This window comes from Agarivorans litoreus, from assembly GCF_019649015.1.
GTDB classification, from domain to species: domain Bacteria; phylum Pseudomonadota; class Gammaproteobacteria; order Enterobacterales; family Celerinatantimonadaceae; genus Agarivorans; species Agarivorans litoreus.
This window is the reverse complement of record NZ_BLPI01000001.1, coordinates 1,699,253-1,717,609: the sequence shown is the minus strand read 5'-3', so window position 1 is coordinate 1,717,609 and position 18,357 is coordinate 1,699,253. Positions and strand designations below refer to the sequence as shown.

General features: G+C 45.0%; 21 protein-coding genes. 12 read left to right on the top strand and 9 right to left on the bottom strand.

Features of this window, described 5'->3' with window-relative positions:
* The first annotated feature begins 117 nt into the window (after positions 1-117).
* From metA to mgtE, 3 genes are all read left to right on the top strand, one after another.
* Entirely contained in the window at positions 118-1,059 is a 942-nt protein-coding gene (gene metA / locus K5L93_RS07880) for a homoserine O-acetyltransferase MetA (RefSeq protein ID WP_220719223.1), read from the top strand.
* Between the two features lie 89 nt (positions 1,060-1,148).
* Entirely contained in the window at positions 1,149-4,829 is a 3,681-nt protein-coding gene (gene metH / locus K5L93_RS07875; protein WP_220719222.1) for a methionine synthase, read from the top strand.
* 226 nt (positions 4,830-5,055) lie between these two features.
* Positions 5,056-6,393 (top strand): magnesium transporter, encoded by a 1,338-nt coding sequence (gene mgtE, locus K5L93_RS07870; RefSeq protein WP_220719221.1) that lies wholly within the window; start codon positions 5,056-5,058, stop codon positions 6,391-6,393.
* Positions 6,394-6,461: 68 nt separating this feature from the next.
* Here the strand turns inward: mgtE and K5L93_RS07865 are convergent, their stop codons facing one another.
* The gene (locus K5L93_RS07865) at positions 6,462-6,809 is read right to left on the bottom strand and encodes a hypothetical protein (protein ID WP_220719220.1); all 348 of its coding nucleotides are present in this window, start codon (positions 6,807-6,809) and stop codon (positions 6,462-6,464) included.
* Positions 6,810-6,882: 73 nt separating this feature from the next.
* Positions 6,883-8,802, bottom strand: coding sequence for an ABC transporter ATP-binding protein (locus tag K5L93_RS07860; RefSeq protein ID WP_220719219.1), 1,920 nt, complete (start codon positions 8,800-8,802; stop codon positions 6,883-6,885).
* Between the two features lie 101 nt (positions 8,803-8,903).
* Here K5L93_RS07860 and K5L93_RS07855 point away from each other — a divergent pair, with 101 nt between their 5' ends.
* Positions 8,904-9,101: a YheV family putative zinc ribbon protein gene (locus tag K5L93_RS07855; protein WP_220719218.1), complete on the top strand. Its 198-nt coding sequence runs from the start codon at positions 8,904-8,906 to the stop codon at positions 9,099-9,101.
* A gap of 118 nt (positions 9,102-9,219) precedes the next feature.
* On the opposite strand, the gene K5L93_RS07850 is transcribed toward K5L93_RS07855, so the two are convergent.
* Genes K5L93_RS07850 through K5L93_RS07840 form a run of 3 tightly spaced genes read right to left on the bottom strand, consistent with a single transcriptional unit; the run spans position 9,220 to position 10,926 of the window.
* Positions 9,220-9,717, bottom strand: coding sequence for a GNAT family N-acetyltransferase (locus K5L93_RS07850; RefSeq protein ID WP_220719217.1), 498 nt, complete (start codon positions 9,715-9,717; stop codon positions 9,220-9,222).
* A gap of 8 nt (positions 9,718-9,725) precedes the next feature.
* Positions 9,726-9,947: a SlyX family protein gene (locus K5L93_RS07845; RefSeq protein ID WP_220719216.1), complete on the bottom strand. Its 222-nt coding sequence runs from the start codon at positions 9,945-9,947 to the stop codon at positions 9,726-9,728.
* 1 nt (position 9,948) lies between these two features.
* On the bottom strand, positions 9,949-10,926 hold the full coding sequence (locus tag K5L93_RS07840; protein WP_220719215.1) for a WD40 repeat domain-containing protein: 978 nt from the start codon (positions 10,924-10,926) through the stop codon (positions 9,949-9,951).
* A gap of 147 nt (positions 10,927-11,073) precedes the next feature.
* On the opposite strand from K5L93_RS07840, the gene fkpA reads away from it, so the two are divergent.
* On the top strand, positions 11,074-11,841 hold the full coding sequence (fkpA, locus tag K5L93_RS07835) for an FKBP-type peptidyl-prolyl cis-trans isomerase (RefSeq protein WP_016402117.1): 768 nt from the start codon (positions 11,074-11,076) through the stop codon (positions 11,839-11,841).
* Between the two features lie 97 nt (positions 11,842-11,938).
* Here fkpA and rsd read toward each other — a convergent pair whose 3' ends face one another.
* A complete protein-coding gene (gene rsd / locus K5L93_RS07830; RefSeq protein WP_220719214.1) occupies positions 11,939-12,418 on the bottom strand; it encodes a sigma D regulator in 480 nt (159 codons plus the stop codon).
* 184 nt (positions 12,419-12,602) lie between these two features.
* On the opposite strand from rsd, the gene nudC reads away from it, so the two are divergent.
* From nudC to K5L93_RS07800, 6 genes are all read left to right on the top strand, one after another.
* Complete coding sequence (gene nudC / locus K5L93_RS07825) at positions 12,603-13,397, top strand: NAD(+) diphosphatase (RefSeq protein WP_220719213.1); 795 nt, start codon at positions 12,603-12,605, stop codon at positions 13,395-13,397.
* Between the two features lie 104 nt (positions 13,398-13,501).
* Positions 13,502-14,566 carry a uroporphyrinogen decarboxylase gene (gene hemE / locus K5L93_RS07820; protein WP_220719212.1) on the top strand — a complete coding sequence of 355 codons (1,065 nt, stop codon included), beginning with the start codon at positions 13,502-13,504 and terminating at the stop codon, positions 14,564-14,566.
* Between the two features lie 172 nt (positions 14,567-14,738).
* The gene (locus K5L93_RS07815; protein WP_016402113.1) at positions 14,739-14,921 is read left to right on the top strand and encodes a hypothetical protein; all 183 of its coding nucleotides are present in this window, start codon (positions 14,739-14,741) and stop codon (positions 14,919-14,921) included.
* A 24-nt stretch (positions 14,922-14,945) separates the two neighbouring features.
* Complete coding sequence (locus tag K5L93_RS07810) at positions 14,946-15,728, top strand: sulfite exporter TauE/SafE family protein (RefSeq protein ID WP_220719211.1); 783 nt, start codon at positions 14,946-14,948, stop codon at positions 15,726-15,728.
* Positions 15,729-15,738: 10 nt separating this feature from the next.
* Positions 15,739-16,059, top strand: coding sequence for a hypothetical protein (locus K5L93_RS07805; protein WP_220719210.1), 321 nt, complete (start codon positions 15,739-15,741; stop codon positions 16,057-16,059).
* 24 nt (positions 16,060-16,083) lie between these two features.
* Positions 16,084-16,251, top strand: coding sequence for a PLDc N-terminal domain-containing protein (locus K5L93_RS07800; RefSeq protein WP_220719209.1), 168 nt, complete (start codon positions 16,084-16,086; stop codon positions 16,249-16,251).
* Here the strand turns inward: K5L93_RS07800 and K5L93_RS07795 are convergent.
* Both K5L93_RS07795 and K5L93_RS07790 read right to left on the bottom strand, forming a co-directional pair.
* The gene (locus tag K5L93_RS07795) at positions 16,248-16,631 is read right to left on the bottom strand and encodes a TM2 domain-containing protein (protein ID WP_220719208.1); all 384 of its coding nucleotides are present in this window, start codon (positions 16,629-16,631) and stop codon (positions 16,248-16,250) included. The two genes, K5L93_RS07800 and K5L93_RS07795, sit on opposite strands and share 4 nt — an antisense overlap.
* A gap of 2 nt (positions 16,632-16,633) precedes the next feature.
* On the bottom strand, positions 16,634-16,846 hold the full coding sequence (locus K5L93_RS07790; RefSeq protein WP_373869970.1) for a DUF4177 domain-containing protein: 213 nt from the start codon (positions 16,844-16,846) through the stop codon (positions 16,634-16,636).
* A 253-nt stretch (positions 16,847-17,099) separates the two neighbouring features.
* Here K5L93_RS07790 and K5L93_RS07785 point away from each other — a divergent pair, with 253 nt between their 5' ends.
* Positions 17,100-17,333 (top strand): TIGR02922 family protein, encoded by a 234-nt coding sequence (locus tag K5L93_RS07785; protein WP_220719207.1) that lies wholly within the window; start codon positions 17,100-17,102, stop codon positions 17,331-17,333.
* Between the two features lie 46 nt (positions 17,334-17,379).
* Here K5L93_RS07785 and K5L93_RS07780 read toward each other — a convergent pair whose 3' ends face one another.
* Positions 17,380-18,312 carry a D-2-hydroxyacid dehydrogenase gene (locus K5L93_RS07780; protein ID WP_220719206.1) on the bottom strand — a complete coding sequence of 311 codons (933 nt, stop codon included), beginning with the start codon at positions 18,310-18,312 and terminating at the stop codon, positions 17,380-17,382.
* Between the last annotated feature and the right edge of the window lie 45 nt (positions 18,313-18,357).

Sequence of the window (18,357 nt, the reverse complement as noted above, 5' to 3'; positions counted from 1 at the left end):
ATTTGACGCATAAAATCAGCTGCTTTTAACAAGTTCTAGACATACTCTACAATCTAACTAAAATAGGTATCTAGATGTCTAGACATACATTGCCTGTTGTTAGCAAGGAACCTTTATATGCCAATTTGTATTCCCGATCAGTTACCCGCTGCTGAAGTCTTGCGCAATGAAAACATATTTGTCATGCCAGAGAGTCGTGCTGCTCATCAGGATATTCGTCCCTTAGAAGTGGTATTACTTAACTTGATGCCAAAGAAAATTGAGACTGAAAATCAAATTCTTCGGTTACTCTCTAACTCACCATTGCAAGTCAATGTAAAGTTGTTACGGATTAATCATCGAGTATCTAAAAACACCCCGCAAGAGCATATTGATAAGTTTTATCGAGATTTTGATAAATTGCGAGAACGTAATTTTGATGGCTTAATTATAACCGGCGCGCCGCTGGGTCAGGTGGCATTCGAAGACGTTTATTACTGGGATCAGGTAAAAGAGATTATAGATTGGTCAACTACCCATGTTACTTCTACGTTATATCTGTGCTGGGCCGCTCAGGCTGCTTTGTATCATTTATACGGTTTAGAAAAGCAAACGCGCAAGAATAAATTATCAGGCGTGTATTGGCATCAGACTAAACACAAGCATAATCCCTTAGTGCGTGGTTTTGACGATGCCTTTTTAGCACCTTTGTCGCGTTATGCTCATTTTGATTCTAATTTGATCACCGAAGAAACTGACTTAACAGTATTGGCCGACAACCCCGAAGCCGGTAGCTATCTGTTTGCCAGTGAAGATTTTCGCCAAGTATTTATAACAGGTCACCCCGAGTATGCAGCAGATACTCTGCATAACGAGTATTTACGTGACAGCCAAGAAGGTTTGAATCCTCAATTACCTGAAAACTACTACCCTCAGGATGATTGCGCTAAACCGCCGTGTGCTACTTGGCGTAGTCATGGTCATTTGCTTTACAACAATTGGCTAAATTACTGTGTGTACCAAATCACTCCGTACGACCTAACTGAGCTAAAACCAAAATCCGATAATATCTTGAAATAATTTCATATAACTTTATCGCAGCTAAGCCTTTAAAGGCAGTGTGCTACACTGCCGTCTCGAAATACCAGCGAAAGAAATAGGATGTTCCCGTGTCAGCAAGGCCTCAATTAGAAAAGCAACTTTCTCAACGCATCATGATTATTGATGGCGGCATGGGAACCATGATTCAATCTTACAAGTTGGAAGAGGCTGATTACCGCGGAGAACGCTTTGCGGATTGGCATACTGATGTTAAGGGTAACAACGATATGTTGGTCCTTTCTCAGCCTAAAATCATTGCCGATATCCACCGTGATTACTTACTTGCCGGCGCTGATATTCTCGAAACCAATACCTTTAACGCCACCACTATCGCCATGGCTGATTACGACATGGAAGCTTATTCTGCTGAAATTAACCGAGAAGCAGCCAGAATAGCACGTAAGGTGGCAGATGAAGTTACTGCGCTAAACCCAGAACGCCCACGTTTTGTAGCGGGGGTGCTAGGCCCAACTAACCGTACCTGTTCTATTTCTCCTGATGTAAACGATCCGGGTTACCGAAACGTTACTTTTAACGAGTTAGTAGAAGCTTACGAAGAGTCGACTAAGGCCTTAATTGAAGGTGGTAGCGACCTGATCCTTATTGAAACTATCTTCGATACCTTAAATGCTAAAGCCGCAGTGTTTGCGGTTAAATCAGTTTATGACGAATTAGGCATCGATTTACCTATAATGATTTCCGGTACCATTACCGACGCCTCAGGCCGTACCTTAAGCGGACAAACAACTGAGGCGTTTTATAACTCGTTGCGCCACGCTGAACCAATTAGCATGGGCCTAAACTGTGCGCTTGGCCCGGATGAGCTACGCCAATATGTAGAAGAGCTAAGCAGAGTAAGCGAGAGTTATGTATCGGCTCACCCTAATGCGGGGTTACCAAATGCCTTTGGTGAATATGATCTAGAAGCCAAGGAAATGGCTGAACATATTGGCGAATGGGCTCGCGCTGGTTTCTTAAACCTGGTGGGGGGCTGTTGTGGTACCACGCCAGAACACATTAAAGCGATGGCCGATGCGGTAGAAGGTGTTACGCCGCGCCAATTGCCAGAAATAGACGTTGCCTGTCGTTTATCTGGACTAGAACCCCTAACCATTACCCCAGAAACCTTATTTGTAAATGTGGGTGAGCGTAACAACGTTACTGGCTCGGCCATGTTTAAGCGCTTAATTAAGGAAGAAAACTACGATAAAGCCATCGAAGTTGCCTTGCAGCAGGTAGAAAATGGTGCGCAAATCATCGATGTGAACATGGATGAAGGCATGCTTGATTCTAAAGCTGCCATGGTGCGCTTTTTAAACATGGTTGCGTCAGAGCCAGATATTGCCAAAGTACCGGTAATGATCGACTCATCTAAGTGGGACATTCTTGAAGCGGGTTTGCAGTGTGTGCAAGGTAAACCTGTCGTTAACTCCATCTCTATGAAAGAAGGAGTGGAGCCTTTTATTGAGCAAGCCAAAATTCTGCGCCGCTATGGCGCAGCCGTGATTGTGATGGCTTTTGATGAAGTGGGGCAAGCCGATACGCGAGAGCGTAAGTTCGAGATTTGTAGTAAGTCTTACGACATTTTGGTGAATCAAGTGGGCTTCCCACCAGAAGATATCATCTTCGATCCCAATATTTTTGCTGTAGCTACCGGTATCGACGAGCATAACAACTATGCGGTTGATTTCATCGAAGCGGTTAAAGACATTAAAGATAACTTGCCTCACGCGATGATTTCGGGCGGTGTTTCGAATGTAAGTTTCTCATTCCGCGGAAACAACCCAGTACGTGAAGCTATTCACGCGGTATTCCTGTATTACGCGATTAAAAATGGCATGGACATGGGTATTGTAAATGCAGGTCAGCTCGCGATTTACGAAGACATTCCCAAAGAGCTTAAAGACAAAGTTGAAGCGGTTGTACTCAATACCCATGACAACGCTACAGAAGAGTTGTTAGAGATTGCCGAGAAGTACCGTGGTGACGGAACGCAGCAAGAAAGTGCTCAAGATCTAGAGTGGCGGACTTGGGATGTAAACAAGCGCCTAGAACATGCTTTAGTCAAAGGTATTACCGAATTCATCGAAGAGGATACGGAACTGGCTCGCCAAGCCGCAGAACGTCCACTGCATGTGATTGAAGGGCCATTAATGGATGGCATGAACGTGGTGGGCGACTTATTTGGCGCAGGTAAAATGTTCCTTCCGCAAGTGGTAAAATCGGCGCGAGTGATGAAGCGAGCAGTAGCCTATCTGCAACCTTATATCGAAGCCGAAAAAGGCGAAGGACAACGCTCTAACGGCAAAATTGTTATGGCCACAGTAAAAGGTGACGTACACGATATTGGCAAAAACATTGTTGGCGTGGTGCTGCAATGTAATAACTTTGAAGTGATCGACCTAGGTGTAATGGTGCCTTGCGATAAAATCCTAAAAGTAGCCAAAGAAGAGCAGGTAGACATGATTGGCCTATCTGGCTTGATTACACCTTCGCTTGATGAAATGGTGCATGTTGCTAAAGAGATGCAGCGCACAGGCATGGATATTCCATTATTGATTGGTGGTGCCACTACCTCTAAAGCACACACTGCGGTGAAAATTGAACAAAACTACCAGCATCCAGTGGTGTACGTTTCCAATGCTTCACGCGCGGTGGGGGTATGCCAGAGTTTATTATCGCAAGAGACCCGTACCGGTTTTGCCGAAAAACTGGCTAAAGAATACGACATTGTACGTGAGCAACACGCTCGTAAGCGCCCTCGAACTCCGCCAGTTACATTGGAAGCCGCTCGCGCCAATGCAGTGAATATAGACTGGAAAAATTATACGCCACCAGTGCCTAAGCAGTTGGGTGTTCAGCAATTTGATAATGTATCAATTGCTGAGATAGAGCCTTATATCGATTGGACGCCATTCTTTATGACTTGGTCTTTAGCGGGTAAATATCCACGTATACTAGAAGATGAAGTGGTGGGTGAAGAGGCTAAACGTATCTTTGCTGATGCAAAAGTAATGTTAGAGCGTTTTAAAGCTAAGGACGAAATAAAAGTGTCCGGCGTATTTGGGCTGTTCCCTGCCAACAGTGTGGGTGACGATATCGAAATCTATCGCGATGAGTCGCGCAGCGAACTGCTGGGGGTAAGCTCTCAGCTTCGCCAGCAAACAGAAAAGAGAAAAGGAGCCAACAATTGTTTGGCTGACTTTATCGCACCTAAGTCTTCTGGTAAGGCTGATTACTTTGGTGCCTTTGCAGTGACCGGTGGAATTGGTGAAGACGAATTAGCCGAAGCCTACAAACAAGATGGCGATGATTACAACGCTATTATGGTGAAGGCGGTGGCCGATCGTTTAGCCGAAGGCTTCGCTGAATACTTGCATGCGCAAGTACGTAAAAAATATTGGGGCTATGCTGCCGATGAAGCGTTAAGCAACGAGGAGTTGATTCGCGAGAATTACCAAGGTATTCGCCCTGCTCCGGGTTACCCGGCATGTCCTGAACACACTGAGAAGGGCCTTATTTGGAAACTGCTGGATGTTGAACAACGTATTGGTATGCAACTTACTGAAAGCTACGCAATGTGGCCTGGTGCCGCTGTGTCTGGCTGGTATTTTTCACATCCTGATAGCCGCTATTTTGCAGTGGCATCAATTCAAAAAGATCAGGTTGAAGATTATGCTCAACGCAAAAATATGAGCCTGGAAGACGCTGAGCGTTGGTTAGCACCGAATCTAGGCTACAATAGCTAACACTGCCCGTTATTATTGCTCCGAGGTACACATCTCGGAGCGGAAATAGCTTGAAAAAAAGCCTGTTGCCCCCTACAATTTGCGCCGATTTTATCACTGAGAATCTTTTATGAACCCGGACCCCGACAGTCGAAACTTTTATTGTTTTTTAAATCTTATACAAAAAATTTCCTTCGTGTAGTCCGTCTCGTTGATGTCTGGCTCTATGCGATAGCTGGAGCAGTACATGGCACAACTTCAACAAAAACTAGAGCTCGCCCTAGTTAATCTCGATAAACCTACTCTTCGCTCTACCCTCGATGAGTATCACTTTGCAGATATTGGCCAAGCCTTAGCAGAGTTCGAACCTAAAGAAGCCTTGCCGCTAATTTCTATGTTCTCCTTGGGTGATCGCGCCAAGGTTTTTTCTTATTTGCCGCCTTACTTGCAAGCTGATGTTGCCGGTTTAATGAAGCGTCATAAATTGGCTGCCTTATTTTCACGTATGGATGCCGATGAGCGGGCTGATTTATATAATGATTTAGACGAAGAGCAGCGCGCCATGGTGTTGCCGGGTTTAGCACAAGCTGAACGTGAAGACCTGCGCAAGCTGTCAAGTTATGCAGAAGGCACTGCAGGGGCAATAATGACCTCTGACTACGCCACCTTAAAAGAGCATTGGTTAGTTAGCCGTGCGCTTAAGCAGCTGCGCTTAGAAGCGCCAGATAAAGAAACCATTTACCAAACCTACGTGATTGACGGCCAACGCCGTTTGCGCGGCACAGTGTCTTTGCGTGAGTTGATTTTGGCCTCTCCAGATACTCAAGTGCGTGAGTTAATGCGTACCGAAGTGGTATCGGTAGGCGTTGAAGAGAGCCAAGAGCAGGCCGCTAAGCAAATTCGTCATTACGACTTACTGGCTTTACCGGTGGTTGATGAGGTGCAAAAGTTAGTGGGCATCGTGACTTACGATGACGCGATGGATGCCGCAGTTGAAGAAGCCACTGAAGATGCGCAAAAAAGTGCCTCGGTAGGTAAGTTAGATGAAACCGTTGATCGCGTGAGCATTTGGGAGCTGTATCGCAAGCGGGTAATGTGGCTAGTACTGCTTGTGTTTGGCGCAATGTTCTCGGGGGCTGGCATTGCTCACTTTGAGGATACCATTGCCAGCCATGTTGCCTTAGTGTTCTTTTTACCTTTGCTTATTGGCAGTGGCGGTAACGCAGGCTCGCAGGCGGCTGCGCTTATGGTACGTGCATTAGCAACCGGTGAAGTTGACAAAAATGACTGGTCTAAATTATTTGCGCGAGAGCTACTGGTAGGTTTGGCCTTGGGCTTAACCATGGCGGCGGCAGTGTATAGTGTTGGTGTATTTCGTGGTGGACCAGATGTCGCCATGATCGTATCTATGTCGATGGTTATTATTGTGCTAGTAGGCTCACTAGTCGGTTTAAGTCTTCCGTTCTTGCTCAATAAGATGAAGATGGACCCCGCCACAGCATCGGGGCCTTTAGTGGCAACCATTGCTGATGTATCTGGGGTATTGGTGTACTTTAGTTTAGCTAGCGTGGTGCTAGGTTTATAAGGCTAAGCACATTGTTGCCACAAAAAAGCGAGTGCTGAACACTCGCTTTTTTATTACCTTCATGGAGGCTATTTAGAGTTCTTTTCGCTGCTATTAGCCGGTTTTATTAAGCCAACACCTTCGCGAATAATCATTAGGCCTACGCTGACTAGCTTCACACAAACCCAAAGGAATACTACCAATACAATAACCTTAATAAAGGTTTGAAAAATTTCGAAAAACTCTTCGCTTACTTGCTCGGTAATCGCATTGGTATCAGCCATTAGCCATTCAAAGAAGCCCTGCATAAAAGGTGCATCATGGGGTAGTGATACTAAACTGATGGTTTGAGGCAATACATAGGCTATTACTGCAATACCCACCACAATAAGCACAATGGCAATAATCAATCGTGAGCGGTCTAACACCGTGTTCATAAACGTCCTTGAATCAATATTAATAGTTTTGTTGTTAGCTACCTTACTGTACTAACAAAATTGGTCAAGTGGCTTAATTAGCCTGCTCGATGCCAAAAGCGAGTTGTTGCTCTTCTAGCTGTTCTTGCAGGTCAAACCAGCTTAGCTCAGTTTCTTCGAGTTCGCTCTTAAGTTCTGCCTGTTGTTTTAATAATTTTTGTAGTTGATTTTTGTTATCGGCTTCGTACAGTTCTGGTTCAGCCATTTTTTGCTCGATGTCATCAAGCGTTTTTTGGGCTTTAGCACTGCGCTTTTCTAAATTTTCTAATTCTTTACGAATGCCTTTAGTTTGCTGACGAAACTCGGCTTCGCGACGCTTTTGTTCTTTGCGCTGGTTTACCGGGTTAGCGCTATTTGCTGCACTAGCACTGCTGTTTTCTAATCGATTGGCTTGGGTAAGCCACTGCTGGTAATCATCCAAGTCACCGTTAAATGGAGATACTTGTTGGCTATCTACCAAGTAAAACTCATCGGTGGTCGCACGCAGTAGCGCTCGGTCGTGCGACACAATAATCATTGCTCCAGTAAACTCTTGCAGTGCCAGTGTTAGCGCGTGGCGCATTTCTAAATCAAGGTGGTTGGTTGGCTCATCCAGCAATAGCAAGTTAGGTTTTTGCCAAACTACCAAGGCCAATACTAAGCGGGCCTTCTCGCCACCGCTAAAGGGTGCAACTTGCTCGAGCGCTTTATCTCCCTGAAAACCAAAGCTGCCCAAATACTTGCGTAGTTCAGCCTCGGTGGAATTTGGTGCTAAGCGTTGCAAATGCTGCATGGGTGTATCGTCGGGGCGCAGTGTTTCAAGCTGGTGCTGAGCAAAATAACCCACTTTTGCCATTTTGTTTATTTCAACCTTGCCGGCGAGGGCTTTAAGTTCGCCTGATAACAGCTTAATAAAGGTTGATTTACCAGCACCATTACGCCCCAACAAGCCAATTCGGCTGCCGGGAACTAAGTTAAATTTAACCTGTTCTAAAATGGTTTTGTCTTCATAACCGGCGCTCACCTTTTCCATAGTGAGCAAGGGTAGTGGCAAGTTGTCGGGCTCTCTAAAGTGGAAGCTAAACTGCGAGTCGACATGCGCTTGGCTAATCACTTCCATTTTCTCCAGCGCTTTTAAGCGGCTTTGCGCTTGCTTGGCTTTGCTGGCTTTATAACGGAAACGGTCCACAAAGCTTTGCATGTGGGCGCGCTCACGTTGCTGTTTCTCATACATGGCTTGTTGTTGAGCTAACTGCGTCGCACGCATTTGCTCAAAGTCGGAGTAACTACCGGTATATTCATTGAGCTTCTGATGCTCAATATGCACAATGCGATTAACGATGTTATCGAGAAAATCACGGTCGTGCGAAATAAGAATTAACGTTCCGGGATAGCGCTTTAGCCATTGCTCGAGCCATACAACGGTGTCTAGATCTAGGTGGTTGGTTGGCTCATCCAGTAACAATAAATCGGAGCGAACCAGCAACGCTTGAGCTAAGTTGAGGCGCATTCGCCACCCACCAGAAAAATCGCTTACGCTTTGTTGTTGGCCGTCTTCACTAAACCCTAAACCAGCCAGTAGCTCGGCAGCTTTAGTTTTAATTTGGTAACCGCCAATGGTGTCCATTTGGGTGTGTAAAGTAGCAATAAGCTCACCGTTGCCTGACTCCTCAGCGGCGGCGATATCGTGTTCCAGTTGGCGAAACTCTTGGTCGCCGTCAAGCACGTAATCAATAGCGGTGCGTTGTAGCTCTGGTGTTTCTTGGGCTACGCTAGCAATTTCCCATTTACTCGGTACTTTTAGGTCGCCTTCATCAACTTGCAGCTGATTTTTAAGCAAGGCGAATAGCGAAGACTTACCACAGCCATTTTGACCGACTAAACCCACTTTTTGACCCGCGTGAATAGTGAGATTGGTTTCTGCTAATAGAAATTTGCTGCCGCGCTGCAGGCTTATGTTGTTGGCTACGATCATGGTTGTTGCTATGTGCTGCTAAAAGTATGCAATAATGCCGCTATGATAACCGATGCGGTGAATGCCGCATAGCAACATGGTAGTGCAAACTAGAGTTAACTATGGCAAGACATCGTTTTATTGCTGGTGCAGTATGCCCAGAATGTAGTGAACAAGATTCTATTCGTTTAATCGTTGAGCAAATCGACGGTGAAGAGCGCGAGCACATTGAATGTGTAAGTTGTGACTACCACGCCGAACGCCCCAAGCAAGCTGCAGAAAAAGCAGAGCAAGATATCATTGGTTTGTTTAAGCCTTAATGAGGTTTTAACCTCAGCTACTTAAGCGGTTTGCGGCTCCATTAAGGCAGAGCTTACCCTTTGATTTCGGTAAGCTGTGAGCATAATGCTTACTTTAGTCTAGTTAGCTAACCTGACTTTAAGTGAGAGGTTTACCCAGTATCGTTAAGCTGAAGTCTTGACCATCCATTCGGGCTACATTAGGCAGTTGACCCCAACGTTGATATTCAAGCTTTTCGAATAGGGCTAGGCTAGGGGTATTGTGACTAAATATGAAGGCAAGTAGGATTTCTATTCCTAGCGCTTGGGCTAAGCTTTCGGCCTCAATTAACAACTTGCCACCTAAACCTTTACCACGCCGGCTTTCTGCTAGATATAAACTTATCTCAGCGCTATGTTGGTAGGCTGGCCGACCATAAAAATCACTAAAACTTAACCAAGCAATCACCTCTCCCGCTTGTTCTAGCACATATAAGGGGCGCTTGGGATTTTGGTGCTGTTCAAACCAAGCCTGGCGCGACGCGACAGTTTGTGGTTCGGTGTCTGCCGTAACTTTGCGTGAGGCAATTGTTGAGTTATAGATCTCAACGATGCTGGGCAGATCGGCCTGTTGGGCTAAACGAAATGAGTGAGACATAGCGGCGCTTAGTAGTGAGGAGGAGGCGTTTCTTGCTCTTGCGGAGCAACTGCTGCGCTGCCATCTCCTTCAAACAGTTTGGCGCGAATTAGCTTAAATTGGTGCTCTAAGATCTCTAATTGGCTTTGTTGGCTTTGCAAGGCAAGGTTTAGTTGCTCGATTGTGTCCTCTTGAAAGGCCAGTTTTGTTTCTAAGCGCTCGATAACACTTTCTAATTCTTGCTGATTCATACTACTTTTTAACCTGCCAAATTTCGACTAATCCACTGGAGCTTGCGCTCGCTAGCTGGCCATTATCAAGCATCGCCGCACTATAAACAACTGCGCTTTTGGGGCGGGTTTTTTTGGTGGGGGTGACTAACCAATCTTGCAAGGCTTGGCCACTGTCAACATGCCAAAGGCTAAGCTTTCTGGCAGCAGAGCCGGTGATTAGCCACTCGCCATTATTGGTAAAGCTAACGTAGGAGAATATGTTTTGTCTGGCGGTGAGCTTGAGCTTACTCACTTGCTCGCCGCTAGGTAAGGCCCATACTCGCGCAAGTTTGCCGTTGTCTGAAGTAAAGGCATACTTTCCGTCGGATTCTAAAGCCACCGAGGAAACGCGTCCTTGATGAGGGAAACGCAGAATAACTTGCGCGGTTTGGGTATCCCAAAAGAGTGCTTGGTAGTCGTTACCGCCGGTGAGCGCATAGCGCCCGTTGGCCGACAGCGCAACAGCGTTGATTTTTTCACTGTGGCCTAAAAACTCTAAGCGGCGGCCAGATACCAAGTTAAGGTGAATCACTTTGCCATCACCTAGGCCAATAAGTACCTGTTGGCCATTACTCGATAAGGCGATATCACGGATGCTTGATTCACTGAGCTTCCAATAGCCTAGGGCTTGACCGCTATTGATGTCCCACACTACAAAATCATCGCGGCTAGCGCTCACCGCAAACTGACTACCTTCGGCAATTTTAACCAGAAATACTTGGTTATTTTGCTGGTTTTGATGATCCCATTGAAACAGCTGACGTTGTTGCTTTACATCCCAAAGGCTTAAACCATGATGAATAGAAGAAACCAAACTCAAGCTACCATCACTCGAAAAATCGGCAGCATAAGCGCCGTCGGTAGCTTGTTGCCAGCTACTTAGTGGTGGAGCATCGTCACTACAACTGCTGAGCAGCAAAGCGATGCCATAAATCACAAACAACTTAATAAATGTCATTTTTTTACGTTTTTTTACGGAACTGTCACTAGGTTGTGTTGACTAATAGGGTTAGTATAAGGGCTTTGTCGGCTAAGTGTTTAATTATTCATAATGATCTTGCACGCAATGCCACAGATTTAATGCGACTCTATTGGAGATAAATGAATGAAAAAGTATTTTGCCGTGTCGGTTTTAGCCGCCTCGATTTTTGCCGTAACTGGCTGTCAGGAAGAAAAAGCTGAAGCTCCAGCGGCAGCGCAAGTTGCTTTAGAAAATGTAGACCAGCAGCAAGCTTATGCTATTGGTGCGTCGGTTTCTCGCTACATTGCGACAACTCTAGAACAACAAAAAGAACTTGGTCTTGAATTAGACAACGCATTGGTTCTTAAAGGTATGCAAGATGGACTTAGCGGCGAAGTTGCTATGTCTGAAGAAGATATTCAAGCTTCTCTTAAAGCACTAGACGAAAAACTAGCGGGTTTAGTTGAAGCAAAAGCTGCTGAAGATGCAGCAGCTGCTAAAGCAGAAAGCGATAAGTACCTAGCCGATAATGCGGCGCGTGAAGGCGTAACGGTTACTGATTCAGGTCTTCAATTTGAAGTGCTTACTGATGCAGAAGGTGATAAGCCAAGCGCTGCAGATACCGTAACTGTTCACTACAAAGGTACCCTAACTGACGGTTCTACTTTTGATAGCTCTTACGACCGCGGCGAGCCAGCAACATTTCCACTTAACCGTGTAATTCCTGGTTGGACAGAAGGCGTTCAGCTAATGTCTAAAGGTGCGAAGTACAAATTCTTCATCCCTTCTGAGTTAGGTTACGGCGAAAACGGTGCCGGTAGCATTCCACCAAACTCAATCTTGGTATTCGAAGTTGAGCTAATCGACATCGAGAAAGCTGATGCGCCAGCTGAAGAAACGCCAGCTAGCTAATTAAGCGTTAAGCTAAACAAAAAACGCAGCACTAGGTGCTGCGTTTTTTTATGGCTAAGCAAAAATAATAAAGGCCGTTATAGGCCTTTAGTTAAAGTTATTCTGCGGCGGCGCTTTGCTGGCTATGTTGGTAAAGATGATCGAGTAGCTCATCTTCGATAGCAAAGCGAACTTCCATCTCTTGACCCAGTAGTGATAAATCTTTATCAAAACTACCCAGTTCTAAATCTTCATTAACCTCTGCGTACTTGTCATTAAAAGCTAGCGCTGTGTCGGTTGTTTCGGTGATTTGAGGGAGCAATTTTTCTCCTGGAAGGGTATCTCCATCGTTGGCACATTCACTGACGATCTGCTCGTAGATTTCAAAATGTCCAGTGGAGGCGTAGTCAACCAGCTGCTGGCAAAACTGGGTAATTTGAGGCAGTGCGGGTAACGAGCGTTCATCACTGTCGTAAGGCGGCAGTCCGGCTAATTTACAATATGCGATGAGTAGCTGTTTTCTAGCGTCTAACCAAGCATCAATAACTTGACTGGCGCCTCCCCATTTGGCTTGAGCTTGTTCTAGTTTGCTTAGCATCGCTCGTGCTCCTAGTTCCCTAATTTATGTAACTATAACTAAATAAAATCGGGGCTTTCGTCAACCGATATTTAGTTTAAGTGCGGCTTGGCTAAACATTTGTCAGTCGGGAAAAGCTTGTTATGTAGTGTAAGCTTGGTCATTATTCGCTAATTGAGCAAGCGCGCGATAAAAAGGACCAACCGTGAATAAGCAATTTGGCTGGTGGTTTTTCACCTGTGGTAACCAAATATTAGTTATTCCTCAAGGGGAGCGGATCCCCTATGGCGATGTTGAAGATTTACCATTGCCAGACTTGGATTTTACCAAGGCTGAACGTTTTTCCCATTATCAGGGAGAAGCATGCCTACGGCTTGAACTTGCCGAGCCTATTGATTTAGGCATGGGGGAGTGGATAGAGCTGCGTGCCAGCATGGCGCTGCTAAATAGCCAGCTGTTTGACTTAGTGGGAAAGGCCCAACAATTTGCCTTGTTTCTTAAAACGCATCGTTTTTGTGGCAGTTGTGGAGAGACTTTAGAGCGAGTGGACTGGGAACTGGCAATGCAATGCCAACAATGTGGTTTTCGCGCTTACCCACGTATTTCGCCGAGTATTATTGTATTAATTAGCCATGGTAATAAAGTACTGCTGGCTAATCATCGGCGTCATCAAAAACAAGAACAAGCGATTTACACAGCCATTGCTGGCTTTGTGGAAGCGGGCGAAACCCTTGAACATACTGTTCACCGTGAGGTACGCGAAGAGACAGGCTTACGGATAAAAAACCTGCGCTATTGGAAAAGCCAACCTTGGGCATTCCCGCATTCTTTAATGGCCGCTTATTTTGCTGAATACGATGAGGGCGAAATACAGATAGACCGTCGAGAATTAGCCGACGCACAGTGGTTTGATGTAAGCCAACTGCCACATTTGCCACCACCTGGCACCATTGCTCGCGAAATGATTGACCATTGGAGTGAGCAAGTTACCCACAATTAGTGATAATCCAGTACAGAATTACCCATTGCTAGTGCTAAAGGCTTGAGTTGTTAAGGCAGCTAGTTACAATGCTCTAGCTAAAATTTTAGATAATTGGGAAAGGTATGTCGGAACTCAAAAATGATCGCTATTTGCGCGCACTGTTAAAGCAGCCAGTTGATGTGACACCAGTTTGGATGATGCGTCAAGCAGGGCGTTACTTGCCAGAGTATCGCGAGGTTCGTGCTGGCGCTGGTGATTTTATGTCGGTATGCCGTGACGCCGACTTAGCCTGTGAAGTTACCTTGCAGCCTTTACGTCGTTTTGATTTAGATGCCGCCATTTTGTTTTCAGACATACTTACTATTCCCGATGCTATGGGCTTAGGTTTGTACTTCTCGACTGGAGAAGGCCCTAAGTTTGAACGCCCTGTCACTAGCAAAGCGCAGGTAGAGGCCTTAGGTGTGCCAGATCCTGAGCAAGAGCTGGGTTACGTAATGAATGCAGTTCGCACCATTAAACGTGAGCTAAAAGGTGAAGTTCCTTTGATTGGCTTCTCTGGTAGTCCCTGGACTTTGGCAACGTATATGGTTGAAGGCGGTACAACCAAATCTTTTGCAGGTATTAAGAAAATGGCCTTTAGTGAGCCAAAGACCCTGCATATGTTGTTAGATAAACTGGCTGACTCAGTAATTCTTTATTTGAACGCCCAAATCGCTGCTGGTGCACAATCGGTGATGGTATTTGATACATGGGGCGGGGTGTTATCGCCACGTGATTACAACGAGTTCTCATTGCAATACATGCACAAAATCGTGAGTGGTTTAACCCGCAATGTAAACGGCCAAGCTGTGCCGGTGACTTTGTTTACTAAAAATGGTGGACAGTGGTTAGAGCAAATCGCCGCTACCGGTTGTGATGCAGTTGGCCTAGATTGGACCATTAATATTGCCGATGCTAAAAAGCGCGTCGGTGATAAGGTTGCGCTGCAAGGCAATATGGACCCATCCATGTTGTATGCACCGGTAGAGCGAATTCGTGAAGAAGTACAAACTATTCTGGCAGGCTTTGGTGAGGGGAGTGGCCATGTGTTTAACTTAGGCCACGGTATTCACCCAGACGTAAACCCAGAGCACGCTGGGGCATTTATTGATGCTGTGCATGAGTTTAGTGCTAAATACCACAAATAGGTTTTTGTGTGGCCCTGCCCACATATTACAAAGTTAAATAACACATATAAGCAGTATGCTTAGTTGTTACACTGAAAATCGCTCGCTATTGCAAGTTAATTTGCTATAGTGAGCGTCTTAGAACTCTTTACGGATGAAGTTCGTTTATACCCGTAACAGAGAGCTTAGTGTTATGAAATCCCCACTGCAAATAAGCATTGTTGTTGTATTAGTGCTGATCGTTGTTGTCACCTACAAACTAAAAAGTGTTGGTGAATCGAATCTACATCCTTATATTTCTTCGCATTTTTCTAAAAGCGAACCAGAAAATCTTGCGCAACCCTTGCGCTTAACGCAGACTGAGCGCATTAACTAAACAAATAGCGCTGTAATTGTTGTGATGTTTTTAAGCTTTCTGCTCATTGGTGCCATTGCTGGCTTAATGTCGGGACTGTTTGGTATTGGCGGTGGTCTGGTTATTGTACCGGTGTTAATTGGTAGCTTTGGCGCAATGGGCTTTGCCAGTGATTCAGCCATTCACCTCGCTATTGGTACCTCTTTAGCGTCGATTATTGTTACTGCAAGTAGTGCCAGCTACGCCCATTACTGTCGAGGCTCGATTGACTGGCAAGTAGTGAATCGCTTAGGCATTGGTTTAATTGTTGGCTCAATGTTTGGCGCTTGGCTTGCTACGCAATTACACGCCGATCACCTAAGTGCTTATTTTGCCGGCTTTTTGTTGTTTATGGCTGCGTACATGGCGTTTGGTCGCACTCCTAAGGCACAAAAAAGTTTACCCGGGCCACTTGGTACAGGACTGTTAGGCACACTGGTAGGAAGCATTTCAGCAATGTTTGGTATTGGTGGCGGTACAATAACCTTTCCTAGCCTTAGCTGGTTTGGTGTGCCAGCTCCAAAAGCAGTGGCAATTTCTGCGGTATGTGGTTTGCCCATTGCGCTGGTAGGCACGATATCTTATATCTACAATGGTTGGCATGTTGCCGAATTACCTAGCTGGAGCTTGGGTTATGTTTATCTGCCAGCATGGTGTGGCATAGTATTAACCAGTTCTATTTTTGCTCGTTTGGGTAGTCGTATGGCTTATCATTTGCCAGCGCGACGCTTGAAACAAGCATTTGCATTATTGTTATTAGTAATGGCAGTTAAGTTACTCTCCGAATAAGGTTTTAAGTATGAAGCAAGTAATATTAGGCATATTGTTATCTTTGACTAGTATTTATGCCGTTTATGCAAACGATGAGGTGTCACAAGAGTATTTGGGCGAAGTGCTGGTGGTGTCTCGAGAACAGCTTTATCAAAACCCTTCCGAGCAAGATTTTGCTCGATTAGTGGCTTTTGGCCTAGATACTCGATATGGCGTTTTTGTGAGAAGTTGGCTGTATTTTGAGTTAGAAATGGTGACCCAAAAAATAAGCCTACAACCAGACGATGAAGCGGCGAAAGCTCGCCAGCGAATTCTTTTCAACTTACGTCGTCAAATTGATTTAGAATAGGCGCAATTTCAACTAGGAGTCAGCATGTCGTTACTGTTAGCTATCAGCATTTTGGTGTGTGATGTATTTGCCATCGTAAAAATCATAAAAAGTAGCGCTGAAGTAGGGCGTAAGTATTTGTGGGTATTTTTGATTTGCTTGCTGCCGTTGGCAGGCTTTTTACTGTGGTTGATTAAAGGACCAAAAGACTAAGTCGACTTTACCTGCTCTAATAGTCGCTGCATTTGTTGGTTATTATAATCTAACACTATTAACTCAGAGCGAAACAGAGCAGGCAGTTCAACCATTGTAATTGCCACTAATAAGCATAAACCAAGCAGCCCAGCACCTAAAGCTACCAGTAGTATGGCAAGTATTGATATCACTAAGTTAACCGCACCACGTAGCCATTTCCCCAAGTAAAAATGATGCAAGCCAGCCAATAAAAGATAGTTGAGCACCGCGTAGCTGTCGGGATCTTTCACTTGTTTTTGCCAGAGCTGATAAAAGCGCTTGCGTTGATTTTGAGGCAATAGAGCAATTTGCTCACGCAATTGCTCTTGCTGTTGTTCGACTTGCTCGCGCTTCAACACGTTTAACGACCTAAAGTAACAATGACCGTTTCGCGGCTCCAAAAAAGCCAGAAACGGCGATTTTCGATTACCTGAAATACCAACTGCCAGCCATTAGCAGCCTCTTTGTTTAAGGTGGCTTCCACTTTTTGCAAGGGCATGCCCGACGCGCCTAAAAACAAGGTGCCAAGGGCGCCTTCGGTAATTGCTAGAACTTTGTATTCTTTAAAGGTCATGATTTTTCTCTTCATTTAACTTTAGCGTCGACTATAAGCTATGATTAAAAGCAAAACCATCATTAACCACTAAACAAAAGCTATGCTAATGTTAATTAACGGGTGTTGTTTTGAACAATATGTTTTAAAAGGAATTGTTAAGTGGCGTCCGGAAGTTTGTACATGGAATAAAGAGTTTAGCTAGGCTAAAGTTGTTATTTGTTGTTTGCTTGTTGCTATTGTTACCTAAATGGCTAAGCGTTAGGGAGCTACTATGAAAGTAACCATGCTTTATTACGATGAGGATAACCCGCTGTTGTTACAGCAACAGGTATTGTCGGGGCTAAATCAAAGCAGTAAAGGCCGGGTAATTATTCCTAATGAAGATAAAGTGGGTAAAATTATTATCGCTATTCTTGATGGTGAAGTGAAAGTGCTTAACTCTCTGGGAGATCGTGCGTTTGCGGCTTTCGATTTGGAAAAACACATCGCTTTTGAAGACGATTAGTCATCAGTGTTAAGGGCAGCAAGTGGCTGCTGCCTATAGCTTACCACTAATAACCCTTTGAAAAGTCTACTCTATCTGTTAGCTCTTTTCCTGCTAAATGGTCCTTCAATTTACTTGCAAATAACTCAATGATATCGCTCACTCGGCTGGGGGCAGCTACATGGGGCGTAATGATACAGTTGTCTTGAGACCATAAAGGATGGGTCTTAGGCAGTGGCTCTGGGCTGGTAACATCTAAAATAGCAGTGGCTTTGGGTTTGGCCTGCAAAAAAGCCAACAGTGCAGCTTGATCTACTGTGTCTCCGCGACCTACATTAAAAAACACCACCTCATCATCCAAGCTGGCAAAAAACTTTTCGTTCAATAAACCAAGGGTTTGCGGGGTATTGGGTAACACTGCAACCACTACTTTAGCTGTGGCACATATTTGCTTATGTTGTTCAAAATTGGCAACTTGGGTAAACGCTGCTTTGGCTGCGCCGCTATGACTTAGCGCAACTGTGCGCATGCCAAAATGATTAGCTGTAGTTGCCAAGTGTTGGCTAATGTTGCCACTTCCTACACAACAAAATGTAAGGCCCTGTAAGCTAATACTTGGTAGAGCTTGCCATAGTGCTTGCTGTTGCTGATGTTGATAAATGTTATGCTGCTGAGTGTGAGCCAATAGGAAAGAGAATACATATTCGCTCATTAACGGGCCAAATACGCCGCGGCTGTTGGTAAGCTTGTAGTGTTGAGGCAAGTGTCTTTTTAACAACGCGTCTACACCTGCAAAACTAGAATGTAACCATTGCAAGTTGGGCATTTGCTTAATGATTTTGGCCGCTTCGTTGGGAGTCGCCAATAGAATTTCACTCGTTAAAGCCGCTTGACTTAACAAGCTTGCATCTTCAGCAAAAAACCATTGGCATTGAGGAAAGCGTGGGCTTAAAGCGTTTACATACTGCTGCGCTTGAGCTGTAACAATCGTAATTTGCATACATCGCCTTTTTTTTGATAAAGAGTAAATTTCGCTAAGCAAGCA